Annotated in this window: 26 protein-coding genes; 18 read left to right on the top strand and 8 right to left on the bottom strand. The window is 41.8% G+C overall.

Features of this window, described 5'->3' with window-relative positions; genetic code table 11:
* Window positions 1–150 precede the first annotated feature (150 nt).
* The 3 genes from Q1V93_RS01805 to Q1V93_RS01795 all read left to right on the top strand — a co-directional run bounded on the left by Q1V93_RS01805 (window position 151) and on the right by Q1V93_RS01795 (window position 3,969).
* A complete protein-coding gene (locus Q1V93_RS01805; protein WP_300660679.1) occupies window positions 151–876 on the top strand; it encodes a histidine kinase in 726 nt (241 codons plus the stop codon).
* Window positions 869–1,588 carry a LytTR family DNA-binding domain-containing protein gene (locus Q1V93_RS01800; RefSeq protein ID WP_300660676.1) on the top strand — a complete coding sequence of 240 codons (720 nt, stop codon included), beginning with the start codon at window positions 869–871 and terminating at the stop codon, window positions 1,586–1,588. The genes Q1V93_RS01805 and Q1V93_RS01800 overlap by 8 nt, the downstream gene beginning before the upstream one ends.
* Window positions 1,589–1,689: 101 nt before the next feature.
* On the top strand, window positions 1,690–3,969 hold the full coding sequence (locus Q1V93_RS01795; RefSeq protein WP_300660673.1) for a cation:proton antiporter: 2,280 nt from the start codon (window positions 1,690–1,692) through the stop codon (window positions 3,967–3,969).
* A 153-nt stretch (window positions 3,970–4,122) separates the two neighbouring features.
* On the opposite strand, the gene Q1V93_RS01790 is transcribed toward Q1V93_RS01795, so the two are convergent.
* Window positions 4,123–5,091, bottom strand: a complete 969-nt coding sequence (locus Q1V93_RS01790; protein WP_300660670.1) for a DUF4476 domain-containing protein — start codon at window positions 5,089–5,091, stop codon at window positions 4,123–4,125.
* 250 nt (window positions 5,092–5,341) lie between these two features.
* Between Q1V93_RS01790 and Q1V93_RS01785 the strand changes: the two genes are divergently transcribed.
* Together Q1V93_RS01785 and Q1V93_RS01780 are read left to right on the top strand one after the other, a co-directional pair.
* Window positions 5,342–7,522 carry a cation:proton antiporter gene (locus tag Q1V93_RS01785; RefSeq protein WP_300660668.1) on the top strand — a complete coding sequence of 727 codons (2,181 nt, stop codon included), beginning with the start codon at window positions 5,342–5,344 and terminating at the stop codon, window positions 7,520–7,522.
* 38 nt (window positions 7,523–7,560) lie between these two features.
* Window positions 7,561–8,307: a hypothetical protein gene (locus Q1V93_RS01780; RefSeq protein WP_300660665.1), complete on the top strand. Its 747-nt coding sequence runs from the start codon at window positions 7,561–7,563 to the stop codon at window positions 8,305–8,307.
* A gap of 22 nt (window positions 8,308–8,329) precedes the next feature.
* On the opposite strand, the gene Q1V93_RS01775 is transcribed toward Q1V93_RS01780, so the two are convergent.
* Entirely contained in the window at window positions 8,330–8,677 is a 348-nt protein-coding gene (locus tag Q1V93_RS01775; protein WP_300660662.1) for an MmcQ/YjbR family DNA-binding protein, read from the bottom strand.
* Between the two features lie 271 nt (window positions 8,678–8,948).
* On the opposite strand from Q1V93_RS01775, the gene Q1V93_RS01770 reads away from it, so the two are divergent.
* A complete protein-coding gene (locus Q1V93_RS01770) occupies window positions 8,949–9,317 on the top strand; it encodes a hypothetical protein (RefSeq protein WP_300660659.1) in 369 nt (122 codons plus the stop codon).
* A gap of 54 nt (window positions 9,318–9,371) precedes the next feature.
* Here Q1V93_RS01770 and Q1V93_RS01765 read toward each other — a convergent pair whose 3' ends face one another.
* The 3 genes from Q1V93_RS01765 to Q1V93_RS01755 all read right to left on the bottom strand — a co-directional run bounded on the left by Q1V93_RS01765 (window position 9,372) and on the right by Q1V93_RS01755 (window position 12,485).
* Window positions 9,372–9,731 (bottom strand): heavy metal-associated domain-containing protein, encoded by a 360-nt coding sequence (locus Q1V93_RS01765; RefSeq protein WP_300660656.1) that lies wholly within the window; start codon window positions 9,729–9,731, stop codon window positions 9,372–9,374.
* A 67-nt stretch (window positions 9,732–9,798) separates the two neighbouring features.
* Window positions 9,799–12,015 carry a carboxypeptidase-like regulatory domain-containing protein gene (locus tag Q1V93_RS01760; RefSeq protein WP_300660653.1) on the bottom strand — a complete coding sequence of 739 codons (2,217 nt, stop codon included), beginning with the start codon at window positions 12,013–12,015 and terminating at the stop codon, window positions 9,799–9,801.
* A gap of 53 nt (window positions 12,016–12,068) precedes the next feature.
* On the bottom strand, window positions 12,069–12,485 hold the full coding sequence (locus tag Q1V93_RS01755; RefSeq protein ID WP_300660650.1) for a hypothetical protein: 417 nt from the start codon (window positions 12,483–12,485) through the stop codon (window positions 12,069–12,071).
* Between the two features lie 131 nt (window positions 12,486–12,616).
* On the opposite strand from Q1V93_RS01755, the gene Q1V93_RS01750 reads away from it, so the two are divergent.
* From Q1V93_RS01750 to Q1V93_RS01735, 4 genes are all read left to right on the top strand, one after another.
* Entirely contained in the window at window positions 12,617–13,012 is a 396-nt protein-coding gene (locus Q1V93_RS01750; RefSeq protein ID WP_300660649.1) for a Fur family transcriptional regulator, read from the top strand.
* Entirely contained in the window at window positions 13,009–13,881 is an 873-nt protein-coding gene (locus Q1V93_RS01745) for a cation diffusion facilitator family transporter (RefSeq protein WP_300660646.1), read from the top strand. Before Q1V93_RS01750 ends, Q1V93_RS01745 begins: the two co-directional genes overlap by 4 nt.
* A 177-nt stretch (window positions 13,882–14,058) precedes the next feature.
* On the top strand, window positions 14,059–14,664 hold the full coding sequence (locus tag Q1V93_RS01740; RefSeq protein ID WP_300660643.1) for a NifU family protein: 606 nt from the start codon (window positions 14,059–14,061) through the stop codon (window positions 14,662–14,664).
* 363 nt (window positions 14,665–15,027) lie between these two features.
* Entirely contained in the window at window positions 15,028–15,735 is a 708-nt protein-coding gene (locus tag Q1V93_RS01735; protein WP_300660640.1) for a carboxypeptidase-like regulatory domain-containing protein, read from the top strand.
* A gap of 65 nt (window positions 15,736–15,800) precedes the next feature.
* On the opposite strand, the gene Q1V93_RS01730 is transcribed toward Q1V93_RS01735, so the two are convergent.
* The gene (locus tag Q1V93_RS01730; RefSeq protein WP_300660637.1) at window positions 15,801–16,889 is read right to left on the bottom strand and encodes a mannose-1-phosphate guanylyltransferase; all 1,089 of its coding nucleotides are present in this window, start codon (window positions 16,887–16,889) and stop codon (window positions 15,801–15,803) included.
* Window positions 16,879–17,514 (bottom strand): sprT domain-containing protein, encoded by a 636-nt coding sequence (locus Q1V93_RS01725; RefSeq protein ID WP_300660634.1) that lies wholly within the window; start codon window positions 17,512–17,514, stop codon window positions 16,879–16,881. The genes Q1V93_RS01730 and Q1V93_RS01725 overlap by 11 nt, the downstream gene beginning before the upstream one ends.
* Window positions 17,515–17,767: 253 nt before the next feature.
* On the opposite strand from Q1V93_RS01725, the gene Q1V93_RS01720 reads away from it, so the two are divergent.
* Both Q1V93_RS01720 and Q1V93_RS01715 read left to right on the top strand, forming a co-directional pair.
* On the top strand, window positions 17,768–18,508 hold the full coding sequence (locus tag Q1V93_RS01720; protein ID WP_300660631.1) for an ABC transporter permease: 741 nt from the start codon (window positions 17,768–17,770) through the stop codon (window positions 18,506–18,508).
* A complete protein-coding gene (locus Q1V93_RS01715; protein WP_300660628.1) occupies window positions 18,508–19,269 on the top strand; it encodes an ATP-binding cassette domain-containing protein in 762 nt (253 codons plus the stop codon). The genes Q1V93_RS01720 and Q1V93_RS01715 overlap by 1 nt, the downstream gene beginning before the upstream one ends.
* A 68-nt stretch (window positions 19,270–19,337) precedes the next feature.
* Here Q1V93_RS01715 and Q1V93_RS01710 read toward each other — a convergent pair whose 3' ends face one another.
* Window positions 19,338–19,982 carry a murein L,D-transpeptidase catalytic domain-containing protein gene (locus Q1V93_RS01710; RefSeq protein ID WP_300660625.1) on the bottom strand — a complete coding sequence of 215 codons (645 nt, stop codon included), beginning with the start codon at window positions 19,980–19,982 and terminating at the stop codon, window positions 19,338–19,340.
* Window positions 19,983–20,256: 274 nt separating this feature from the next.
* Here Q1V93_RS01710 and Q1V93_RS01705 point away from each other — a divergent pair, with 274 nt between their 5' ends.
* The 6 genes from Q1V93_RS01705 to Q1V93_RS01680 form a co-directional block, all read left to right on the top strand.
* Complete coding sequence (locus Q1V93_RS01705; RefSeq protein ID WP_300660622.1) at window positions 20,257–20,673, top strand: hypothetical protein; 417 nt, start codon at window positions 20,257–20,259, stop codon at window positions 20,671–20,673.
* A complete protein-coding gene (locus Q1V93_RS01700; RefSeq protein ID WP_300660619.1) occupies window positions 20,660–21,274 on the top strand; it encodes a YdeI/OmpD-associated family protein in 615 nt (204 codons plus the stop codon). The genes Q1V93_RS01705 and Q1V93_RS01700 overlap by 14 nt, the downstream gene beginning before the upstream one ends.
* Before the next feature lie 83 nt (window positions 21,275–21,357).
* Window positions 21,358–22,173 carry a LiaF domain-containing protein gene (locus Q1V93_RS01695; RefSeq protein ID WP_300660616.1) on the top strand — a complete coding sequence of 272 codons (816 nt, stop codon included), beginning with the start codon at window positions 21,358–21,360 and terminating at the stop codon, window positions 22,171–22,173.
* A gap of 16 nt (window positions 22,174–22,189) precedes the next feature.
* Window positions 22,190–23,215 carry a histidine kinase gene (locus tag Q1V93_RS01690; RefSeq protein ID WP_300660614.1) on the top strand — a complete coding sequence of 342 codons (1,026 nt, stop codon included), beginning with the start codon at window positions 22,190–22,192 and terminating at the stop codon, window positions 23,213–23,215.
* Complete coding sequence (locus Q1V93_RS01685) at window positions 23,212–23,937, top strand: LytTR family transcriptional regulator DNA-binding domain-containing protein (RefSeq protein ID WP_300660611.1); 726 nt, start codon at window positions 23,212–23,214, stop codon at window positions 23,935–23,937. The genes Q1V93_RS01690 and Q1V93_RS01685 overlap by 4 nt, the downstream gene beginning before the upstream one ends.
* A gap of 351 nt (window positions 23,938–24,288) precedes the next feature.
* The coding region (locus Q1V93_RS01680; protein ID WP_300660609.1) for a hypothetical protein at window positions 24,289–24,745 on the top strand (457 nt) is incomplete at its 3' end.

Genomic DNA, 24,745 nt, shown 5'->3' with positions numbered 1-24,745 from the left:
GAATTATTTCATTTATCCCTTTGAGCTCTTCGCTTCTTCGCGTTTGTAAAAACTCCAGAAAACAACACTTTATTTCAAAAGTATAATTTGTAATACCAAACAATCCTGCGTGATAAAATTCTCAAAATCGCTATCTTCGAAGTTCAAATGATGGTTTCAATTGCACTTTTTTCCCTTTCAGTACTCTTTCTGGCGCTTGCGGTTTACTGCAGGATGCTCTATGTGAAATTGAGAGATTCCAGGAAAAGCAACCGGGAATTAAGTTTGAAAAATCAGGAATTGAACACGCAGGTTCATTCCAACGAATTGAGTTCGATCCGGTACAAACTGAATCCGCACCTGTTTAAAAATGCATTGAATTCGATTCAATCTCATGCCTATCAGACGTATTATTCCATGGACAAACTTTCGGGTGTTCTGGATTATGTGCTTTACGAAAGCGATCAACCCCTTGTGAGTCTGCGGGAAGAAATGGATTTTGCAGCAAATTTCATCGAGATCAACCGGCTCAAACTGAGTCCGCTTTTTGATTTGCGGATCCGGAATACCATCAATCTGGATGACGAACGGATCGGTAACCTGAAGATTTTACCTTTAATCACCATCGACCTGATCGAAAACGCATTCAAACACACCGATTTTCAAAAAAACGAATCATTTATCTCCATTCACCTGGAGATCAAAGACGGAGAATTTCTCCTGGAAGTCAGCAACCGGATTTCGGAAAGAGCCCCTTTGAAAAAAGAACGAAGTGGTTTGGGACTGAAAAACCTGGAAGAACGATTGAAAATAGCTTATCCGAATGCGTATCAACTCACTCTGAAAAATGAAAAACCCGTTTTTCATGCTCAGTTAAAGCTGCAATTAAATGGATAAAACACTTCGGGTTGTATTATTGGACGACGAATTACTGGCGCTTGCATACTTGCGCACTTTGTGCGATTCGATTCCCGGAATTGAAGTCGTGAAAGCATTCGACGATCCGCTCATTTTCCTTGCCGAGATCAAAAACCTAGCATTCGACTTCTGTATTTCAGATATTGTGATGCCAAGCCTGACCGGGCTGGAAGTTGCCCGGGAACTGAAATCCGTGCCGATCATCTTCACTACGGCGCACAACGAATATGCCGCAGATGCTTTCGACGTGGAGGCGATTGATTATTTGAGAAAACCTGTTCAAAGAGAACGTTTGGCACGCGCAATCGAAAAAGTGCATATTCAGATCGAACAATTAAAATCTCACGCTACGTGGACGGTCAACACCAACAAAGGAAAATTGTCCATTCAACAATCTCAGATCGTTTCTTTTTCCACGGACACGTACGACCGCAGAGACAAATTATTGTTGCTGGAAAACGGGGATCAATTGGTGGTAAAAAACAAATCGTTCGATCAGCTGCTCCAGGAATTGGATGCCGTTTCTTTCGTCCGTATTTCAAAGTCTGAATTGATTTCTACCGATTTCATCCAGGGCTACCAGGGTGATTTTGTCATCAGCAAACTGCGAAATGAAGAAGGAAAATACGTAGAGTTTAACCTGAGTGAAAACTACCGGAAATCCTTTCTCGAAGCGTTTCAACAACAGTAGCTCTCAAGTTAGTACAATAAAAAGGCGTTTCAGTACATTCTTAAAAGAAGTACTTTTCCTTCCTGACAGACAAATTTATTTTTGCCTAAAAATTTCAGGATATGCGCAATCTCAAAAATCTGTTGTTTTACATTCTAACCATTGGTGGTTTCGCTACTTTGATCTTTGGAGTCATCGCTTCTGGAGGAGCTTTGGAAAAAGGAAAAGTAACCACGTTCAAACCGGAAGTAACCGCTTCTACCTGGCAACAATTTACCGAAACGTATTATCACAACCTGACGCATCCACTAGCAATTTTACTTTTGCAAATCGTCACAATCATAGTTGTAGCGCGGATTTTCGGGTTTTTCTGTAAAAAGATCGGTCAGCCCTCAGTTATCGGAGAAATCATTGCCGGAATTTTCCTCGGACCATCTTTTATCGGAATGTACTTCCCGGAATTTTCACATTTCGTGTTCCCGGAAAAATCAATGGACAACCTGAAATTCCTGAGTCAGATCGGTCTGATTCTGTTCATGTTTGTGGTTGGAATGGAACTGGAGCTCAAAACCCTTAGAAATAAAGCGAATGATGCCGTTGTAATCAGTCACGCAAGCATTATTTTCCCGTTCTCCCTGGGAGTAGGTCTGGCTTACCTGATCTACTCGGAATTCGCTCCTGATAATGTAAACTTCCTTTCTTTCTCGTTATTCATCGGAATTTCTATGAGTATTACTGCTTTCCCGGTACTTGCACGGATTGTTCAGGAACGAGGTTTGAGTAAAACAAAACTGGGCTCTATCGTGATTACTTGTGCAGCGGCGGATGATATTACCGCATGGTGCATTTTGGCAGCCGTGATCGCGATTGTAAAAGCAGGCTCTGTTTTGAGTTCGATCTACATTATTTTCATGGCAATTGCTTATGTGCTTATCATGCTGAAGTTTGTTCAGCCTTTCTTAAAAAGATTGGGGGATAAATATTCCAACAAGGAAAGTCTGAGCAAACCGGTTGTGGCGATCTTCTTCATTACGTTATTGATATCTGCATTTACGACGGAAGTAATCGGAATACATGCCTTGTTCGGAGCATTTTTGGCGGGAGTAATCATGCCTTCCAACATGAATTTCAGAACGATTTTCATTGAAAAAATAGAAGATGTTTCGGTGCTTTTACTGCTTCCGCTTTTCTTTGTATTTACCGGATTAAGAACACAAATCGGATTGTTGAACGACTGGCATTTGTGGTCCATTGCACTTTTGATCATTGCAGTAGCAACAACCGGAAAGTTCCTTGGATCGGCACTTGCAGCCAAATTCGTAGGACAAAACTGGAGAGACAGCCTGATCATCGGTGCGCTGATGAACACCCGCGGCTTGATGGAACTCATTGTACTGAATATCGGGTACGACCTGGGGGTTCTTTCAGATGAAATCTTTGCGATGCTCGTTATTATGGCCTTGATCACCACATTTATGACCGGTCCGCTGCTCGATCTCATCAATCGCTTTATGCCTGAGAAGAAAACGGAAGAACAAATCAACAGCACGCAGGAATTGTCAACCAAGTATTCTATTTTACTGTCATTCGGAAGCCCGGAAAGAGGCCGTACATTGCTTCGCCTGGCAAACAGCTTCATCCGCAAATCACCGGAAAATGCAAACATCACCGCATTGCACGTTTCATTGAGTAATGATCTGAACCAGTTCAATGCTGAAGAATATGAACGTGAAAGCTTTGCACCCATCAGCGAAGAATCTAAAGAATTGCGCATTCCGGTTGTTACCTTGTTCAAACCGACTGTGGATATTGACAAGGAAATTACGGACACATCCAACGCAGGGAATTTCGATTTGTTATTGATCGGAATCGGAAGATCGGTTTTCGAAGGATCACTTTTGGGCAGAATTCTCGGATTCACAACCAAACTGATCAATCCGGAGCGTTTGTATGAAACCATTACGGGGAAAGAGCCGCTTTTCGAAAACACCATTTTTGATGAGCGTACACGTCAATTGATTAAAAACGCCAAGCTTCCGGTAGGAATTGTGATCGACAAAAACCTGGAAAAAGTAGAAAATGTGTTTCTACCTATTTTCTCCATCCACGATAGTTTCTTGTTGGTTTATGCTCAAAAACTCATCCATCACAGCAATGCGCGCGTGGTCATCATTGATTCTTCGGGGATCGTAAAAACGCACCCTGAGTTAAAAGAGTCTATCCGCATGATCGAACAAGTTGCTCCCAATCATATTTCTTTGCAAACAGAACCGCGTTTGGACAAAGATTTTATGAGTCAGCAGGATTTGATGCTTATCAGTCACGACAGCTGGAAAAAAGCAGTTGAAACGCAAAGCTTGTGGCTAACGAACACCCCTTCAGTACTTATTCTAAAACCTTAGTTTGGTGATTCAAAACAAGTAATATTAGAGGAAATACGCAGTTTTCAATTTATTTGGAATAAGGCTGAAGGGGAATTTTAAGATGGTAATCGACCATAAAAAAAGTCCTGACGATCATGTCAGGACTTTTTCAATTTCTATATCCGGAGACTCTTATCTCTTGAAACCGTTGGTATAATCGTTCAATTCTTCGATGCTTGATTCAAATTTGAAAGCATCATTTAACTGGTAATAATTCCCGATATCGTAGGTATAACCGTAAGCGTATTTCGCCAATTCCAAACGGGTGTCTTCAAAATTGAACAACGTCATCAAACGTTTTACCTGACTGCTTTTCATGCAATTGGTATTGATGACTTGTTTCGCCATTGTCAGTTTGGAATCGTCAAATCCTTTTGATTCGATTGACTGAACCACTTGATTGAAACGCGTTTCATCCATCGGATAACCGTTACATCCAACATTTCCTGTATATCCCGGCATGACATACCCAGTTTGAACCGTTCCGACATTGGTATTGGTGTTTGTGGAAGTAGTCGTTGTGGAATACGTCGTAGTTGTGCTTTGAGAATTGGTATTCATTCCGTTTTCACTCACCTGGATATTCATATTGATGTTTCCACCACCGTTCCCCGGATCAGTTACATTGACTCCCATATTGATTCCACCTGTGTTAGCAGGATTCGTTGTTGTAGTTGTTGAACTGGAAATAACTGTTGTTTGAGTAACGGTTGGAGGTGTTGTATGATAAACAATCACCTGCTGGTTTGCCGCAGGGCGCGGAGCTTGCGCAATCGGAACGTCGCTCATCCATCTCAAAACGATTTCCCCTTTGTTGGTGCTTTTAATTGCATACGTTGTTTCTGTCCCCTGTTCAAAATTGATGGTTTTATCAATATCAGGAGTTGATCCATCTGCAAATTTCACTTTTACTTTGTAAAAAGGCTGAATCAGATTCGTAACTCTCACATTCGTTTCCGGATTCGCATTTTGTTGAATTCCATTCAAAATGATATAGAATTGTTGTCCCTGCTCAGAAAAGAAAACCAGGTTGCTGTTCTGTTGTGCAAGCGTTAACTGAGAGATCAATAGCAGGGCAAAAAAGGTAAAGAAATGTTTCATACAATTAAGTTTTAATTTAAGGCGGATTTCAAAAACGATGCCAAAAGCACATTTTCAATTCCGGAAGTTGCTTTAACCGGTCGCAAAGATAATAAAACGCACTTGTTCCAAAGGAGAATATTTATTCACACCGGAGGACATTCCATCCTGTTTGCATCATCCGGAAAAAAATTTCCGGGTCTTTTTTTAAACGATTGTAGAGTCTTGGTCAAAAATGCGATTAATTTTGTCGGAATTAAATCCAGAAAATATGGCGGGTTTGTTCGAACAATTCTCCAGAGAATTTCAACGTTTGATTGGTGAATTCAAATTGCCGCTTGAGAATCCTATCCTTACTTTTTCACTGCTTCTGCTCATTATTTTGTTCTCTCCGATTATTCTCAGAAAGGTCAAAATCCCGGCACTGATCGGCTTGATTATTTCAGGAGTCATCATCGGACCAAACGGATTTCAGCTCATTTCGGAGGCCAATATGAAGACCGGATTTGTGAACATGTTTGCCAAAATCGGCTTATTATACATCATGTTCATGGCCGGTTTGGAACTCGATATGCAGGAGTTCAGACGTTACCGGAACAAATCACTGACTTTCGGAGCACTGACCTTTTTCATTCCGCTTTTGTTGGGATATCCGACTTGCCGGTATGCTTTGGGACTCAGTGAAATTGCCAGTTTGCTGACTGCAAGTATGTTTGCGACCCATACGCTGGTGGCCTACCCGATCGTTTCCAAGTTCGGAATTTCCAAAATGGAGGCGGTTGCCATTGCTGTTGGCGGAACGATTCTGACCGATACGGCCGTTTTGATTATTCTCGCGGTGATTTCGGGCTCCGACAACGGAGTGATCAATACCGGAGTTTTAGCACATTTAGCCATCACCCTTTCGATTTTCAGCTTGATTATGTTTTGGGGAGTTCCCAAAATTTCCAGGTGGTTTTTCAGTAAACTGGAATCCGAAAAATCGTCGCAGTTCATTTACGTACTTTCCGTTTTGTTCTTCGCAGCGTTTTTAGCTGAAGTAGCGGGAATCGAAGCCATTATCGGGGCTTTCGTTGCAGGTTTGGTCATGAATCGATTGGTTCCTCACTCTTCTACCCTGATGAACCGGATTGAGTTTATGGGAAATGCCTTGTTCATTCCTTTCTTCCTGATTTCCATCGGGATGGTGGTCAATGTAAAAGCGTTGGCGAACGAACCGTGGGCCTGGGCTATTGCCGGAATTTTGAGCACCTTCGCTATTTTCAGCAAGTTTTTGGCGGCATGGATTACCCAATTGATCTTCAAATTAAGCAGACCGGAAAGACAAGTCATTTTCGGTTTAAGTACGGCTCATGCGGCTGCAACGTTGGCGGTGATCAACGTGGGCTATACGATGGGCATTCTGAATATTGAGATTGTCAACGGAACAGTGATCCTGATTCTGATTACCAGCATGACCGCTTCATTCGTAACGGAAAATGCCGGTAAAAAACTACGCATCGCGCAAACGAAAAACGAACCTCTGGAAGGTCCTTCGATGCGCAGTCAGCACGTTTTGGTGGCTGCCAATGAATTAAAAGGAAACGAACCGCTGCTTGATTTTTCGGTACTGATCACGGATAAATCGGTGATGAATCCCATTTCCGTTGTTAGTGTCCTGGAAAATGACGAGGAAGCAGAAATGCGGATCCGTCGTTCGAGAAAACACATTGATGATTTCATTACGCATTACAGCAGCGGAGAGATCAATGTGCATGCCATGGCAACGATTGATCACAATTTATCAAGCGGAATTGCCCGTGTTTCAAAAGAATTGGTTGCCGACATCGTTCTGATCAATGACAATTCGAAGATCAATTTCCTGAATCGTTTGATTGGTGACGACAGGGAGCATTTATTGAATGTCTGCGAAAAAACGGTTTTCTTCTGCCGGTTCAATCATGCTTTTTCCAGTTACCGGAAAATCTCGGTTGTCTGTCCGGTTTATGCCGAATTGGAACAGGATTGCAAGCAGTGGCTGGAACGCGTGATGCGGATTGCCAAAGAATTGAATCTCGACATTGATGTGTACAGTACGCGCGAAACCTTTGAAAAATTCAAGGCTTACCGCACGCACCGGAAGTTCAGCGCGGATCTGACTCATTACCCGATTGAATCTCCGGAAGATGCTTTACCGCAGATTATCGGTTTCAATGAGCACCAGTTGTTGATTTCCGTTTTTGCCCGTTCCGGATCGGTTTCTGCTTTCCCGGGAATGGAATATTTGCCTCAGCGCATTGAGAAAGAGAATCCGAAACTCGATCGCATTTTTGTGTATCCTTCGCAAAGCTTGTCTGATTTGTCCTACGCGGCTTACGACGATATGACCGGAAGCCCGCTGGCAGCAGGTGTTGAAACGATTCAGCGTTTGTCTAAAGAGGTGGGTGGAATGTTTAAGAAGAATGAGGAGTAAGCGTTTTTACTTATATTGGTAAAACTAAATCACCTTTTATGATTCGCATTCCTTTTTCGGCACTTATTTGCTCCCTTATTCTAAGTGCCTGTAACCAGAATAACAAACACCCGAACTTTCAGCAAACGGAAAAACCAACTCCATTTCCCAAAGTATTTGATACTCTCGGGTTAGAAGTAGTTTACCAAATTTTCAGAGAAAAAGCCCCCACATGGCAGTCTACAGGAGAGTATCACTTCAATTATATCGGAAAATATAAAGACACTATTTACACTAGCTTTATCATCTTCAACCATATACCGCTTGAAGTTTTTTCAGACGATGTTAAAGGCAAAAAACAAGAAGTAATTAATCCCCATGAACCATTCCAGAAATATCATATTGAATGGGGTAGAAAAAGTCATTATCACTATTCGGATTCCGTCAACATTGAAATCCAGGTAAATACATCCAGAAAAGTAGCCGATTCTTATCCTGTTATGTTAACAAATAAAGATTCTGAACCTATTTTAATTGGATACGGAGAAATTCTTCCTCTCATCATGGAAGCAAAAGATAAAAAAGGGAATTGGCGACCAATAGAACAAAGATTTACTTATGGCTGTGGAAATGGTGTTGGCAAGATCATTTTACCACCCAATGAAATTGTGATTACACTCGCTTCTATTTTCAAAGGGAATTACAAAACACAGCTAAGATTGAAATATGGCAAGAATTATTCTAAACCTTTTGATGGAAGCATTCGGCATTCACAATTTGAGTATGAAAAACCGAATTATCATTGATACCCCTCTTTTGAAAATCTGACTATTTTTCATCTGTTAAAATCAAATCCGCCAATTTCTTCGGAGCCACATTCAGATAGGATGTTTTGACGATATCTTTCAGGAAATCCGCATCTACTTTTTCGAAATAAACCCGTGTCCAGCCTTGCAATCCCCACTTGTTGGGAACCGGATGACAAGCGCTTTCGTCCCATTTGCAAAAGACGGATTGCTGCAAACCGGTGAGTTTCACGACGAAGAATTCTTCTTTTTCACTCACGGTTGCTACGATTTTCTTCTTTACCCGGTATGAGCGTTTTTCGAAATGGGGTTTTTCGGTCACTTCGGGAAGTGACAGGATGTAATCGTGTAAAAGGGAGGAACTGTTCATACAGCATGCTTTAGGCTAAAATAATGCTTTTTATTCTGTCGAAAAAGCATCGATAAATCTGTCATGTCGTTCTCGATACTCCCGACGAAGGTCGGGAACTCGAACCGACATGGTTGGAATAATTCGAACATGCAAACAAAATCATCAGGACGAATTCTAAAGGAACCTCTTTTATGTCTCATCTAGTGCGCTGAGGAACGAAACGAGTATCGAGATATAGACATAAAAAAAGAAATAGTATGTTTACAGGAATTACGATTAACTTCTATCTATGGCTATCATTCTAAACCTCATTGCTTTCGCCGCATGTCTGATCTGGTTTCACAAGATCATGAACGCACCGAAGCACAAATTACTCATTCCGGTTGTTTTGGTTTATCTGGGGAGTGTGATTCTGAGTTTTTTTATTGCTCTGGCTGTTCAGCACGATTTCCTGGACGGAGTCATTCATCTTATGGTATGTGCCGTTTCGATCTTGGTATTCTGGGTCTGGACTACGATTATTATTATCATAAAACACAACAAAAACGGACAAACAAAATACATTGGAGTTGATTTGATCCAGACGAGCGCTCTTTTGATTATACCGCTGTTCATTCTATTCCTGGTTACCAACCTGAGCTTTAAAATTGGCGGATAACAAAAAAGGTTGTCTCCGCAGAAACAACCTTTTTTGTTCATTATCGACAACTTGTTAATGGCCGCCGTGCCCTTCCATTCCGTTTGGTTTGCAGCAAGCCGGTAGTTTATCAAATGCCGCCTGATCTGCTTTTACCTCATCTGCCTGATAACCTAACAGGCTGATTTGTTTCTTAATCTCGTCCAAAGAAATCACATCATTTTTGAATTTCACAGTCAATTTTCGCGAAGGCACATCTAATTCTGCGAATTTTACGCCTTTGGTATAATTCAAAGCGCCTTCGATGCGTTCTTTACATTCATCGCATTCGGCACTTGTCTGAATGATGACTGTTTCTGTTTTTCCTGTCGGCTTCTGACTGAAACCAAAATTACTTACTAACAGAACTACAAATAATAATAAACTGTTTTTCATAGGTTTGTATTTTAATTTTAAATTTTTGTCTATCAGCCGCAGCTGGTGTTCATCGAACGCAATGCGCTTACTTTTTTTCTACTTTTCGTTTTATTTCATATCTGAATCCGGCATAAATAACCGTTCCCATTACCGGCGCCCAAACGCGTGTTGCATCGAACGTCGGATCGTACGGATTGTTTGCACTGATGATCGGGTTCTTTTGTTTGAAGTTAAACAAATTTTCTCCTCCCACATATACATCCCAACGTTTGAAATGACGTGTAATCTGTGCTAATCCAACCGGAACTACTTTGCTTTTTTCATTGGTTAAACGCGTTCCGTCGGGCAATGTCACATCGGGCAAACGCATCCTGCTGTATACAGAAATCGTACCATCAATCTCCCATTTTTTGTTTCTGCTCGCAAAAGCCACATTAAACAATCCGCGGTGTTGCGGAACCATTACTTGCTGACGCAGGCTTCCTGCATAATCTGCTTTTACTTCCAGGTATTTGTAGGCGAAACGGAACGTAATGGATTTCCACGGCATAAAACTCAATTCTGTCTGGAAGGTGCTGCTTCGGGAGACATTGGATTGAAAACCGAAGAAGATCGAATCGGTTGACTGCTCACGGTCGATGATGAATTGCTTGTTGAAACGCGCATGGTAGAAATCTGCGGAAATGCTCGCCGCCCTGTTCCACCATCTCATGTTCCGGATCACCGAAATTCCGGAATTCCAAACTTCTTCCTGTTCGTTACTTGCATTTACCACCCAGGTTTTTGAAGTTGCCAGTAAGGAAGAGTTGTCCATAATGATGGTTGGCAATCTCCATGCTTTACCTGTTGTTACGCGAATATCCGTGTATTCATCCAAGGCAAATTTCGCATGGATACGCGGAGAAAACTGGAATTTTTCTTTCTGATTTTTGAATGCCGTTTGGTAATCGGCACGCATTCCTGCAACCAGGACCAAACGTGTTCCGGTGTACGTGTATTCAAAAAATGCTCCCGGCGTAATGACATTGCGATCGAAATTGGCAGAATCCAGGTGTTGTTTCAAATCCTGACCTACAGCAGATAGCCCTACTTTGTATTTGTGAGCTGTTGTTCCGATGATCCCGTCAAAAATCGCATTGACATAACCACGTAATTCTCTTCCTCCGAAGTTTCTCAGCCCATATAAACCGTCCGACTGATGGTATTTGAACTGGTACACAATTCCCAAACTGTGATACGGTTTGTTCGGGAACAAGAATCCTGTTTTTGCAAAGAATTCCGCATGCTGATTGGTTGTTTCCGCTTTGTAGCGGTTGGCAATTCCATATAATTGTCCACCCAATCGCTGGTCGTAATAGGCATTCACTCCGAAACGGGTTTCAAATTTTTTCCCGTTGTATTCCCAGCGGTTCATAAATGCTCCGGATTTACTCAGGGGAGAATCGCGGAAACCGTCTTTGTTCATGTCCCATTCGCTTTGCAAGGTTGAAACATGCGCAAAGGTTCCGGTACTCCACTTATCGTTGATGATTTGTCCGCCGTGAACATTTAGCTCGGCTCTTCCCAATGTGTTTCCGTAACCGTTTACGAATAAACGCTGCATGGTTTTGGGCTTCCGAAATTCCACATTGATCAAACCTGCCATGGATTCGTAACCGTTCACTACGGAACCTGTTCCTTTGGTAATCTGAATGGATTCGACCCAGGTTCCGGAAACGGAATTCAGTCCGAAGCTGCTTTCCAAACCGGTCAGAAACGGAATGTTCTCCATTTGCAATTGGGTATATACGCCGTCTAATCCTAACAACTGGATTTTTTTCGCTCCTGAAACGGCATCCGTGAAGTTCACATCGACTGTTGCATTGGTTTCGAAGGATTCCGATAAGTTACAGCATGCTGCTTTTTTCAATTCCCCTTCGCCAAGGTTTTCAACCTGGAGCGGATTGAGGCGGGAAAAGGTTTTGGAATCCTGTTTGAATTCCACTACTACCTCATCCAACTCCCCTATTTCGAAAAGGAAGATTTCCAAGCCTCCGAAACGGTCGTCTTTTGTAACCGTAACAGAATCGCTTTCATAACCGGGTGCGGAAATCACCAGGACGTCCGGCAGATCTTTAGGCAGTATGAGTTCAAAACGTCCGTTCTCTCCAGTGTAGACTTGCGTTTGAGCTTTTCTTAATGTAATTTTTGCTTGTTTAAGTGGTGCTTTTCCGCCGTTCTTTATTCCGAATACGATTCCCTGCAATTGGGAATGACTGAAAGAAACAACAAACAGGAAAAAACCGAATAGAATGTATCTCATTGTTTTTAACGTTTAATTCAACTTTACTTTTGTTTTTGTTCAAAAGCAAGTTTCTATAAACGCCAGATACACAATTGAGTTAATCGTTCGAGGACAGTGAGAGTGGGCGGATCGGAACCTGAAAAAAGTTCGTGATCTTCGTCTGTCCAAACCGTTTCAAAGGGATTGAAAAAAGCCAGGATTGAAAGTTCTTCAAATGCATCTGCAAAAATCGGATGCATATTTTGAAAGAAGAAAAAGGAGAACTGCCAGCTGGAAACCTCGTCCACGCAACAATGTCCGTCTACACTTTCCTGATCATCAGCCACCACTTTATCTGCCGAACAGCAAGACGGTGTTTCAACCTTTTCGTGTTCCTGAGCACACTCGTGTGTGGGCACCAGGATGGATTTATGAACCAAATTTTCGCTCAGGCAAGTATGCTGATAGAAGGGAATACCGATGGTTCCCATCAGTACAACGATTATCATTCCTATTTGCAGCATTCGCTTCATACGGAATCAAAAGTACAAAAAAAGAAGTTTGAGCAAATTCATAAAAAACATTTATCTTGAAATGCCAACGGATTAAACTTCGTACTTTTGTTATCCGGAGATTCAGCATGAAGACAACAAGAAACACAGCTGCACGAAGTGCAATTTTAGAATTAATCAACGATTCGAATGTAGCGTTGTCTCAACCTGCTATTCAGCATAAATTGAACGGGTTATGTGACCGCGTGACGATTTACAGGGTTCTGGAACGATTACTGGACGACGGATTGATTCACAAGATTGTGAATGTGAACGGGGTGGTGAATTATGCGGCTTGCAATTCCTGCAATCACAATCATGAGCACGACCACGAACACATTCATTTCAGTTGCCGCATTTGCAGTGAATTGACTTGTCTGGACCACGTGATTCCTTCTTTTTCTCTTCCCGCTGGTTTTCAGGCTGAAGAAACGTTTTTTACGATCTCGGGCATTTGTAAAAACTGTCAAGATTCCAAAGCATGAGTGTGAACCACGAAAAAGCTGAAAGAACTGCGTGGTACAGTTTAATCGGAAATTTCCTGATGGCCATTGTAAAAGCGGTGGTCGGATATTTCGGAAATTCCTACGCTTTGATTGCGGATGCAATTGAATCTACCGGCGATGTTTTTGCTTCGGCTCTGGTGATCATTGGTTTTCGCTACGCCAAACGCCCACCGGATGAAAATCATCCTTACGGTCACGGAAAGGTTGAACCGCTCATTACGTTTGTTGTGGTCGGATTCCTGGTTGCTTCTGCTACGTTGATCATTATTGAAAGTATTCACAATATTCAACTACCGCATAAAGCTCCGAAACCTTATACCTTGTGGTTCATCGGAGGAATTATCCTCGTCAAGGAATTGTTTTTTCGCTTTGTTTCCAAATCTGGTAAAGAAGTCGGAAGCACCTCTTTGCAAGCCGATGCCTGGCATCACCGAAGTGACGCCATTACTTCCGCCTGTGCTTTTGTGGGAATTGCGATTGCAGTTTATATGGGCGATACCTGGGCGCAAGCCGACGATTGGGCTGCTTTGATTGCTTCGTTCATCATTTTGTTCAATGCTTACAAGATTTTCCGGCCTGCTTTGGGTGAAATCATGGATGAACACCGCTACGATGATTTCATTGCAATTATTCGTGAGAAAGCCATGGAAGTAGCAGGAATTCACACCACCGAGAAATGCTGGGTCCGGAAATCCGGAATGCGTTATTGGGTGGATCTGCACATTCATGTTGACGGGAATTTAAGTGTCCATGAAGGCCATACCATTGCTCACAACCTGAAAGAGCATCTGATGGAGGTTTTACCTGAAATTGAAGATGTATTGGTTCATGTGGAGCCAGCTGAATAATTGAGAATTGAAAATGTAAAATTGAAAAGAACTCATTATTCAGTTCTTCATGGTTCGGTGCTTTAAGTAAAAAACCATTGTCCGGAAACTTTTCGAATAGTTGTTAATTGCTTTTCAATTTTCAATTCTACATTTTCAATTTGCTGTATCTTTGTACAAATAAAATTGACAAACATCATGACATCAGTTCCAGTTACAGTATATGTTGAAATGACTCCCAATCCGAACACGATGAAATTCGTCGCGAACAAGTATTTATTGATTAACGGAGAGTCTGTAGAATTTCATTCAGGAGCAGATGCAAAAGGTTACTCGCCTCTTGCAGAAGCATTGTTCCACTTCCCTTTCGTAAAAACCGTTTTTATCACTGCAAACTTTGTTACTATCGCGAAAAACGATACCATTTCCTGGGATTTCGTGACCATGGAGTTGCGTGAATTCGTGAAGAACTGGATTGTCGAAGGAAAAGACATTTTGATTCAAATGCCTGTTGCGAAGCCAAAAGTTTCGGACGATGAAAATGCAAAACCGGCAAAAGAATATGCTCCGTCTGAATACGATGACGCAATTCGTTCGTTGTTGGATGAATATGTTCGTCCGGCTGTTGAAGGTGACGGCGGCGCGATTGATTTCGTAGGTTTTGAAGAAGGAACTGTTACGGTTGCTCTTCGTGGTGCTTGTTCGGGTTGTCCTTCCAGTACGGCTACTTTGAAAGGCGGAATTGAGAATTTATTGAAACAGCATTTACCGGATGTAAAGGAGGTCGTTGCAGAGTCTTTGTAATTGATATAAATCATTCAAAAATAGAGGAACAGGGACGCGGTATATCGCGTCCCTGTTCTTTTTATAGCACTACACTCTTTTTACCACCCCTTCTTTTTTATCCAGTTCATTCAGACGTAATTCCGCAATATTACGTCCACGAAAGATTCAATTCATATTTCGTCGGAAACCTTAGAAACACCATCTCAGCTCAGTTTTCAGCTATTGAAGCAAACCGGTACGCTCCAAACCCCGGACGTAATATTGCGGAATTACATTCAACTGAAAACAAACACATTAACTGCTGCCCCATTTTTTTTCAATCATTTTTATGGAATCTCATCCTTCCCCACATCTCTATAGAAATCAATTAAAAATTCAATCATGAAAGCAATCACATTTATCGCAGCGTTGTTTCTGACAGGAATGACTTTCGCACAAAATACGTTCGGCGATATCATCGGAACGTTTGTAACTCCTGATAAAAAAGAAGGTGTCTTCGGAGCTTATGTCGTAACCAACAGAGGCGACCAGGTTTTTAAGGCTGTAACAAACGAAGACGGAAGATTCCGGATCTCAGCAGTTCCAGCTGGCTCATACAAAGTATATTTCATTATTGACGGCGATACAACTTACGCTCCCGAAATGGTAGAAGTTTCCCCGGACGGATATGGAAACACCGGAATTGTTGCCCAGGCAAATGTCAATGAACTCGAAACTTTCGAAGTCGTTGCTGGCCCGCCTAGTTTGAGATTAGGAGTAACTCCGGAAGTAAAACTAACAGCAAAAGACATCAAGCACATGCCGGTTAAATTCGACGCAAAAAAGATGGTTACTGCCATTTCTTCCGATGTGAAACTTTCCGACGACGGAGAATTGATGTTCAGAGGTGCACGAAAAGGCGATGTGATCAACTACATCGACGGGGTGAAAATGAATGATGTTCAAAACGTGCCGAGCGCTGCTTTGGGTTACATCATGGTTTACTCAGGGGCAATTCCTGCAAAATACGGAGATACTACCGGCGGAGTGGTTGTAATGGAGACTTTGAGCTACTTCGACTTACTTCGCGAATACAATAATAGACCGTAAAGACCACCCTTTACAAAACAAAGCCGGGATGAAAAAATTTTTACCCCGGCTTTTCTGTTTTATTTCTATTTCGGAAAGAATTCCGGGCTTGACTCCTGCATCGGAGACATGTATTTCTTCAAATTCTGTTCGTCGTGCTGGTTCAGGATCATCAGCATATTATCTGATTCCACCACAATGTAATTCTGCAAGCCCTGGATCAATGCCAGTTTATTACTCGGAAGGTTCACGATACAATTTTCGGAGTTGATCATATGCACATGATCGCCGATTACCGCATTTCCGTTGTAATCCTTTTCCAAATGCGTGTATAAACTTCCCCAGGTTCCCAAATCCGACCAATCGAAATTGGATAACACCACGTCTACGTTCTTTGCATTTTCCATTACGGCAAAGTCAATCGAAATATCTTCGCATGCTGAAAAAGAAGCATTCACGTAAGCTTGTTCCTGCGGCGTATTGTATTTCTCCGACTGGTCTGTAAACAAATGATACAGTTCCGGCTTGAATTTCTCCAACGCATTCAAAATCGTTTTTGCGCGCCAGATGAAAATACCGGAATTCCAATAGTAATTTCCGCTTCGCAAAAAGATCTCGGCCAATTCACGATTCGGCTTTTCCGTAAAGTGCTTCACATCTTTCACTTGTCCGGGAAGAATATCCCCGTCTTCAACGAATTCAATGTACCCGTAACCGGTATCAGGGCGAGTCGGTTTGATTCCCAAAGTTACCAGGCGGTCTTCCTTATTTGCAGTAGAGATCGCAGTATTTACAATCTCTGTGAATTTATCTTCTTTTAAGATCAGGTGATCTGAAGGTGCTACGATCAATGTTGCATCCGGATTGATCGAATGAATTTTCGCAGCTGCGTAAGTAATACAAGGAGCTGTATTTTTTCTTTCCGGCTCGGTCAGAATCTGACCGGCAGTCAATTCCGGAAGCTGCTCTTTTACCAACGAAGCGTAATGTGCATTGGTAACGATGTAAATATTCTCAGCCGGGGCAATGTGTAACAAACGTTCGAAAGTCATGCGCAATAAGGATTTCCCAATCCCCAACACATCTAAAAATTGCTTCGGACGCTGAGCAGTTGACATGGGCCAGAACCGGCTTCCGATTCCTCCGGCCATGATCACACAATAATTATTTTTCATGGTTGTTTTCTAAAAGTTGAACTGTTGCAAGCGAATGAATTAAAAACTGGCGTTTCGAAGGTACTTCCGTACATAAAAAACGAGTTCGCCTCAACTCTCCTTTCACAAAGGTTTTTCCTTGCAAAACAAAAGTAGCATTTTTTGGAATTTCCTCTAATATAATCTCCCCTCCTTCCCGTTTGTCGTATTGCCGCAACACACGCGAAAGCTGCGTATCTGTGCAGGAAGAAGCTTTCATATTCGTTAAACTGGTCATCAGTGCTACTTCAATGTCTTTCGGCAATAACCCGGTTTGAATTGCGGGCCACAATAATTTCCGGAATTCAGCTTTCCATTCTTCGCCATGCGGCTTGATCCGGAACCCAAATTGAACATACACCCGCAGGTGTGCAAATTCATGCAGCGTGGTAATTAGAAAATTGTAAGGATTCAGGTTTCCGTTGACCGAAATACGGTGAAACGTTTCTCCCTGCTGCGGCGCACGGTAATCTCCTAATTTGGTCGCTCTCGGATTCGTGATTGCAAACCGAACCGGATGACTCAACAGCAAATCCGCTACCATCGACTCGAAACCGGCCGGCAAGTAAGCTTTCAACTGCTGTTCGTATTTTTCCTTTTTTGTCAAATTCAATTCCAATGGTACAAAAGTAACCCGATTTTATGTTTCGAAATACCAGCAGATTCAACAAGTTATCAATCAGACGCAGTGAATAATCCTGGTTAAGGTATTCTTGAAAAGGGAAAAGTGTGAAGATGTAACGGACTTGATAAGTGTTTATTCATAATTAGCAATTCATAAACTAGCAAGGATCCCTTTTCACTTTTACATTTTGAATTTTGAATTCCTCTATTCATATTTTTTTAACTTTATATCCGAAATGGCGATTATACAAAACATTGGTAAGTATTTCATGATGTTATACATTGTGTTTTCGAAACCAGAGAAATGGAGAATATTCCGTAAGCGTTTTTTTGAGGAAATGGAACTGATTGGGGTTAAGTCGATTCCGATTGTTGCATTGATGTCTGCCTTTATGGGAGCAGTTATTGCTTTGCAGACCGCTTCGAACATGGATAATCCATTGCTTCCTTCCTACACGATCGGTTACATTACGCGTTCTTCAACTATCCTGGAATTTTCACCGACTATTATTTCCCTGATTTTAGCAGGAAAAGTAGGTTCCAATATTGCTTCGGAAGTAGGAACCATGCGTGTAACGGAACAAATTGACGCATTGGAAATTATGGGGGTTAACTCTTTGAGCTACCTGGTTCTTCCGAAAGTAACTTCCGCAATGGTTTTCTTCCCGATCCTGATTATTTTCTCTATCGGATTGAGTTTGATGGGCGGATGGTTGTCTTTATTGCTTTCCGGACTTTCATCTACAGAAACCTATGTTTACGGAATCCGGTTCTTTTACAGAGACAGTGACATTGTTTACGCCTTGACAAAAACAGTGGTATTCGCATTCCTGATCACATCCATCGCATCTTACAAAGGTTACTATACAAAAGGCGGAGCTTTGGACGTAGGAAAATCTTCAACCGAAGCCGTTGTAAGTTCAAGTGTTGCCATTCTGATTGCAAATTTCTTCCTAACTCAAATGTTCTTGTTGTAATGATTGAAGTTATCCATGTCAATAAAACCTTTGGTGATAATCAGGTACTGAAAGACGTTAGCACAACCTTCGAAAAAGGAAAAGTGAACCTGATCATCGGTCAGTCCGGTCAGGGAAAATCCGTATTGGCGAAATGCATTGTGGGTCTTCACGAAGTTGATTCGGGACAAATTCTTTACAGCGGAAGGGATTTCACCAAGCTGGATCGTTTGCAGCGAAAAGAAATTCGCCAGGAAATCGGAATGTTATTCCAGGGTTCAGCACTTTTTGATTCGATGACGGTGGAACAAAATATCATGTTCCCTTTAACGATGTTTACCAAAATGAGCCGGAAAGAAATGCTCGACCGTGTGAACTTTTGTTTGGAGCGCGTAAATCTTGCCGGGAGAAATAAATTGTTTCCTGCGGAATGTTCCGGAGGGATGCAGAAACGAATCGCTATTGCACGGGCTATTTCCATGAATCCGAAATACCTGTTCTGTGATGAGCCGAATTCAGGATTGGACCCGCAAACATCCATCATTATTGATAACCTGATTCGTGAGATTACCTACGAATACGAAATCACGACGATTGTCATTACCCACGACATGAACTCTGTGATTGAAATCGGCGACAATGTTGTTTTCATTAATAAAGGTCAGAACTGGTGGCAGGGCGACCGCAAATCTATCATTACGACTGACAACAAAGAAATCAATGATTTTGTGTTTGCTTCCGACTTTATGAAGGAGATTAAGGAATCGCTGAAAAACCAGTAGTAAAATTACGAGTTCCGAATTCCTAATGCCGAATTAAAAACTCAGTACTTAAGGGGAATCATTCGTAATTAATAGTAAATCTTCAAAATCATCGGTTTCGGCTCATTGTCAATAATCGGGATTAATTCTTCAAAGTAATTTTCTGCCAGCATGGCGCAACCCAAACTGTTGCAAATCGGGTAATACTGCTCTTCTTCCGGAACGCAGCCATAACGATGCAGGACGATTGCTCTTGCCAAAGCTTTGTTGTTTGATTTTTCCAATCCGAGTAATTTGTACGATTTCCCGAAACTTCCATGGTACGCATTTCCTATTTGATACATTCCCAATGAAGTCATGTAGGAGTTCGGCACATTACTGAACTGCAGGGAATCCGTTCCCTCTATTTCCGACCCGGAACCATGTGCGCATAAGCCTTTCGAAAGGATTTGGTTTGTTTTCAAATCCACCACAAAAAACCGGAAATACCTGGACGGAATTTTCATATCGACCAAAATCGCCTTCCGGGAAGAATAAGCTGTACCCTTGCTTTGAATGTATTTTTTCACGGCCTCAATCTGTTGGGGAAGCACTTTCGAAATCCGCGTCGAATCATAATCCGATTTTACGGAAACAGCTTCGAATTCAGTCATATGAACCGGTGTTTCCCGGGATTGAGTAAAGGTACAAGCTCCGCCGACGAGCATACAGATCATAACGTACAATCGGGTCATTTTTCAGTTTTTTGTTTTAATGCTAAAAAATCAATTTTGGTACAACATACAGCGAAGTGGCAAAAAGGTTCAATTGAAAATTGAAAGGGTAAAAGGTAAAAGGAATTCTTACTTTTCAATTCAGAAGCGTCGGAACAAGTTGCAAAAGTTAAAAAGCGATACTCGCGGATTGATAATCATCCATTACAAATTAGCAAATGGGTTCCACTCTTTTCAATTTTCCATTGTCACTTTTCACGTTTCAATTCCTATATTTACTAGAAATACATTTGATATGAATAAAACAACGATCGCTATTGTACTTGGAATTATTATCGGAGGGCTTTTTGTTGCTCTCGGAGACAGTTTAAGCTCATATCTTTTCCCTTTGGATAAGCCCTTTCCTACTGATCCTTCTTTGAAAGCAGCATTTATTGAAAATGATATTCCCTTCGGTTCCAAATTGGTTGTTGTGATCAATTGGGCATTCGCAGCCTTTATTGCGGCAATTGTCAGTACGTTCATTTCCGGCAGAACTTCTTTCAAGCCTATGTTCGCTACCATCGTTGTATTGAATGTATTGGCTTTGATTCAAACAGTACTGTCTCATTATCCGAACTGGATGCTGGTTAGCTGCCTGTTTACGTTTATTCCGGTCGGATTTATAGCTTATTTCCTGATTCGAAAAAAGAAAACAGATGAAGCAGCTTGATGACAGAATTACGGCTTATATTTCAAATTCTGCCGACTTTGCGCAGCCCATTCTGACTCAATTGCGGGAAACCATTCATGCGTTTTGCCCGGAAGTGGAAGAAGGCTGGAAATGGAGTTTTCCGCATTTTATGTATCGCGGGAAAATCCTGTGTAGCATGGCTTCATTCAAGAATCATTGTGCCTTTGGTTTTTGGCTGCAATCCGAAATGAGTGATCCTTACGGGATTTTCAAACGCGCAGAAGAAGGTGGTATGGGAAGTTTGGGAAAAATCACTGCGCTTTCCGATCTGCCCGGCCGTGATCAGCTCGGAGCCGGCATTGTGGAAGCCATGCATTTAATCGGGCAAGGAGTCAAACCGCGTGCAAGGGCTCCGAAAACAGACAAATCTGTGTTGGAGGTTCCGGCAGAATTGCAGGCAGTACTGGATAAAAATCCGCAGGCAAAAAGGGTTTTCGAAGGGTTTCCTCCATCTCACAAAAAGGAATACATTGTCTGGATTGCGGAGGCAAAAAGAGCGGAAACCAGGCAGAGAAGATTGGAACAAATGCTTGAAAACCTGAAAGAAGGCAAGTCAAAAGAGTGGAAATACGGACGTTAACCGATTTTCGTCCACCGTTGACCGATTTTGAGTGGTGAACTCTTCTTCCTTCTTCTACCTTTGCTTTGTAAATGGTTCAGATTATGGAAACAGATAACATGAATATCCGCACGGAAATCGAACACGAAATTCTAAAAGCTCAAAAAAGTCATCGTCGCGGAAAAATAGCAGGAGGTTTAGCCATTGTATTCTTTGGCGTTGTTTACCTCTTAAAACAATTGGAATATAAAATTCCGGATTATCTATTAAGCTGGCAAATGATCCTCATCGTCATCGGGATCGTGGTGCTTATCAAACACAAATTCAGAAAGTTTCACGGCTACGTGCTCATCCTGATTGGAAACATCTTTCTCTGGACGCAATGGTATCCGGATTTGATTGATGTAAAACTCATTCTTCCGGTTGCATTGATTATCGTTGGACTGGTCATCGTTTTCTCCAGCAGGAAATTCGGAAAACACAAAAGAAGACATCATCGTTTTACCAAGGAAAACTGGAAGCACATTCACGAAGCTCATCACAGAGGTTACGGTGCTTACAAATACAACGAAGATGATTTCATCGACAGTGTTAGTTTTTTTGGCGGGATTACCAAAACGGTTCTCAGTAAGAATTTCAAAGGAGCAGATATCGTTTCCATCTTCGGAGGAACGGATGTAAATCTTTCGCAAGCAGATTTCGAAGGCCGCGTAGTGGTTGATCTGACAACCATTTTCGGAGGAACAACATTAACCATTCCGAATAACTGGGAGGTCATTTCCGAAGTAGCAAGTGTTTTCGGGGCTTACGAAGACAAACGCCCGGTGTATCAAAGAGAATCCGGTGAACCGAACAAAGTGATCGTTTTGAGAGGAGCCTGCATTTTTGGCGGAATCGAAGTCAATAGTTTCAGCAAATAAACAATAACCAATCCATATGTTTAACAGAACAAGTACAAGGGTACAATTGCTTTTCATCGTTTGGACGGTAGTTGCTAGTCTTGTACTTTTTTGTCTGTTACTGGTCAATCATTTCCCGGCAGATATTGCATGGAAAGATGCCTTGTTTTCAGGATTGATTATTTCCATTATTTCTCAAATCCTCTACTTCATTCAAACTTATTACCACGCGAAAAGCCCGGTGAATTTTTCCAATTTCGGATTAATTCTGGCTCTCACCGCATTTTACCAGGTGTTAATCAACAGTGCTTTTAAACTGGTGTTGGGTGATGAACGCTGGAGTCAATACATTTTACCTTTTGAAAGTGCGCGTGCCTACATCGTATTTTTCATCCTGATTTCCACCAGTTTATATTGGTGGATCAATAAAAACAGGCAAATTCAATCGCAGGTTCAACAACAACTGATAGAACAGGAGCGGGCACTTACCAAAGCAGAACTGGATAATATTCACCAACAATTACAACCGCACTTTTTGTTCAACAGCCTGAATTCGATCGGAGCACTGACTGAAATAAACCCGAAGGAAGCAAACCGCATGATTTTATTATTGAGTGATTTCCTGAGAGGAACTTTGCGAAAAGATATTCAAACACTCGTTCCCTTTTCCGAGGAAATCGAACAGGTGAAACGCTACCTGGAAATCGAAAAGATCCGTTTCGGACACCGTTTGAAAACGGAATTCGACATCCGGGAAGAATGTCTTCAAACACCGGTTCCGCCACTTTTACTGCAACCTCTGATTGAAAATGCAATCAAATTCGGATTATACGGTTCAACGGAAGAAGTCACCATTTACATCGGCGTTACCCAATCCGAAAACGGCTTGCAAGTGGAAGTCCGCAATCCGTATGATCCTGATTATGTTCAGTACAAAACAGGAAAAGGATTCGGGTTAACCAGTGTTCGAAGAAGACTTTCTCTGTTATACAATCAATACGATCTGCTTACTACTGAAAAACAAGACAAGCTATTCATTACTAAAATTTTGATCCCGCAATGATTAAGGCATTTATTGTAGACGACGAACCTTTGGCGAGAGAAGTTGTCAAAAAACATTTACAGAAGTACAGCGACATTACCCTTGTTGGTGAAGCCAGTGACGGATTCGAAGCATTGAAATTAATTCCGGAATTAAAACCTGATTTATTGTTCCTGGATATCCAGATGCCGAAGATCAGCGGTTTTGAATTATTGGAATTATTGTCAGAAGCGCCATCGGTTATTTTCACGACCGCTTTTGATGAATTTGCGTTGAAAGCCTTTGAAGTGAACGCACTGGATTACCTCCTGAAACCTTTTTCGGAAGAGCGTTTTGATGCTGCAGTCAGCAAAAAACGGAATTCGGAATTAAACGGGAATTCCAAAAACGAAATTCCGCTTCAAATCATTCACGAACAAAACCGGATCGTGGTCAAAGACGGAACGGAAATTAAAATCATTCCGATCCAGGATGTCGATTACATTGAAGCATACGATGATTATGTGAAGATCTACCAGGGCAAAAAATACATTCTGAAAAAACAGACCATGAATCACTTTGAACAAGTACTTCCCAAAGACCAGTTCATTCGTATTCACCGTTCTTACATCCTGAATGTCAATCAGCTTACAAAGATCGAATCCTATGAAAAAAACAGCTATGTAGCCATTCTGAAAAGTGGTACGAGTATTCCAATTTCCCGCTCTTCCTACAGCGATCTGAAGTCTCGTTTGGGGCTTTAACAGATTCTTTTCCCTTAGTTAATATTGTCATTTTTTAGATGCTTTATGTTAATTATTAAACATGAAGCATCCTTTTTTATATTCTCTTCGTTAACTTTGATGTATTACATCTACGGCACTGATTAATTTTAGGGTCTACTACTAACAACTTGTTGCTAACGCAACGGGTGATTTTCGTGTATTGAACCAAGACAAATACGGTATTGGTTTAAACTCGAATCGTTGCTCTCTCTCCCAGACGATTTCGAAAAAACTTAAAGGTATTCCCTTCCTTTTCAGGAAGTAGATGAATATGGCTTTTGCGCTTGTTTCGCAGGGTCGTTTATTTCATTATTTCCAAAAAAAGCCAGCATGAAAAAATGTCTGCTACTACTCTTATTAACTCACTATTCTGTGATATTTGCTCAATGCGATATCAATGCTTCCGCAAGCTCCACCACCATTACCTGCGGACAACCTGTTAGCTTAACTGCATTTGGTTCTTCAACGGGGCAAATGGTTCTGAATGAAACATTCAACGGCGGAGCTTTTGGTTCCGGCTGGGGAGCAACTCCCGGATCTACCAATTTCAACAATCCCTGTTCATCAGGAGGTGTTGACGGAACTCCGCATGCCTGGATGGGAAGTACAACCAGCGTTCCACGAACACTGACTTCTGCCCCATACAATCTCACTGCTGCAACAGCAGGAGTTTCCATTTGTTTCGACCTGCTTTTTGCAGAACAGGGAGATGCTGCTCCATGTGAAGGACCGGACGAACCGGATGAAGGCGTTTATTTGCAATATTCCATCAATGGCGGAGCAACCT

The organism is Fluviicola sp. (assembly GCF_030151805.1).
In the GTDB taxonomy this organism is placed as follows: domain Bacteria; phylum Bacteroidota; class Bacteroidia; order Flavobacteriales_D; family Crocinitomicaceae; genus Fluviicola.
This window is presented reverse-complemented; position numbering and strand designations above follow the sequence as displayed.

Bases quoted from the DNA above. Each gene is read 5' to 3' on its own strand.
- Q1V93_RS01745 (WP_300660646.1), top strand. From the start codon at position 13,009: ATGAGTGTGAACCACGAAAAAGCTGAAAGAACTGCGTGGTACAGTTTA.
- Q1V93_RS01700 (WP_300660619.1), top strand. From the start codon at position 20,660: ATGAAGCAGCTTGATGACAGAATTACGGCTTATATTTCAAATTCTGCC.
- Q1V93_RS01755 (WP_300660650.1), bottom strand. From the start codon at position 12,485: ATGATAATCGTTGTACTGATGGGAACCATCGGTATTCCCTTCTATCAG.
- Q1V93_RS01690 (WP_300660614.1), top strand. From the start codon at position 22,190: ATGTTTAACAGAACAAGTACAAGGGTACAATTGCTTTTCATCGTTTGG.
- Q1V93_RS01780 (WP_300660665.1), top strand. From the start codon at position 7,561: ATGATTCGCATTCCTTTTTCGGCACTTATTTGCTCCCTTATTCTAAGT.
- Q1V93_RS01735 (WP_300660640.1), top strand. From the start codon at position 15,028: ATGAAAGCAATCACATTTATCGCAGCGTTGTTTCTGACAGGAATGACT.
- Q1V93_RS01765 (WP_300660656.1), bottom strand. From the start codon at position 9,731: ATGAAAAACAGTTTATTATTATTTGTAGTTCTGTTAGTAAGTAATTTT.
- Q1V93_RS01750 (WP_300660649.1), top strand. From the start codon at position 12,617: ATGAAGACAACAAGAAACACAGCTGCACGAAGTGCAATTTTAGAATTA.
- Q1V93_RS01685 (WP_300660611.1), top strand. From the start codon at position 23,212: ATGATTAAGGCATTTATTGTAGACGACGAACCTTTGGCGAGAGAAGTT.
- Q1V93_RS01790 (WP_300660670.1), bottom strand. From the start codon at position 5,091: ATGAAACATTTCTTTACCTTTTTTGCCCTGCTATTGATCTCTCAGTTA.
- Q1V93_RS01775 (WP_300660662.1), bottom strand. From the start codon at position 8,677: ATGAACAGTTCCTCCCTTTTACACGATTACATCCTGTCACTTCCCGAA.
- Q1V93_RS01800 (WP_300660676.1), top strand. From the start codon at position 869: ATGGATAAAACACTTCGGGTTGTATTATTGGACGACGAATTACTGGCG.
- Q1V93_RS01770 (WP_300660659.1), top strand. From the start codon at position 8,949: ATGGCTATCATTCTAAACCTCATTGCTTTCGCCGCATGTCTGATCTGG.
- Q1V93_RS01705 (WP_300660622.1), top strand. From the start codon at position 20,257: ATGAATAAAACAACGATCGCTATTGTACTTGGAATTATTATCGGAGGG.
- Q1V93_RS01760 (WP_300660653.1), bottom strand. From the start codon at position 12,015: ATGAGATACATTCTATTCGGTTTTTTCCTGTTTGTTGTTTCTTTCAGT.
- Q1V93_RS01805 (WP_300660679.1), top strand. From the start codon at position 151: ATGGTTTCAATTGCACTTTTTTCCCTTTCAGTACTCTTTCTGGCGCTT.
- Q1V93_RS01785 (WP_300660668.1), top strand. From the start codon at position 5,342: ATGGCGGGTTTGTTCGAACAATTCTCCAGAGAATTTCAACGTTTGATT.
- Q1V93_RS01740 (WP_300660643.1), top strand. From the start codon at position 14,059: ATGACATCAGTTCCAGTTACAGTATATGTTGAAATGACTCCCAATCCG.
- Q1V93_RS01720 (WP_300660631.1), top strand. From the start codon at position 17,768: ATGGCGATTATACAAAACATTGGTAAGTATTTCATGATGTTATACATT.
- Q1V93_RS01795 (WP_300660673.1), top strand. From the start codon at position 1,690: ATGCGCAATCTCAAAAATCTGTTGTTTTACATTCTAACCATTGGTGGT.
- Q1V93_RS01710 (WP_300660625.1), bottom strand. From the start codon at position 19,982: ATGACCCGATTGTACGTTATGATCTGTATGCTCGTCGGCGGAGCTTGT.
- Q1V93_RS01695 (WP_300660616.1), top strand. From the start codon at position 21,358: ATGGAAACAGATAACATGAATATCCGCACGGAAATCGAACACGAAATT.
- Q1V93_RS01730 (WP_300660637.1), bottom strand. From the start codon at position 16,889: ATGAAAAATAATTATTGTGTGATCATGGCCGGAGGAATCGGAAGCCGG.
- Q1V93_RS01715 (WP_300660628.1), top strand. From the start codon at position 18,508: ATGATTGAAGTTATCCATGTCAATAAAACCTTTGGTGATAATCAGGTA.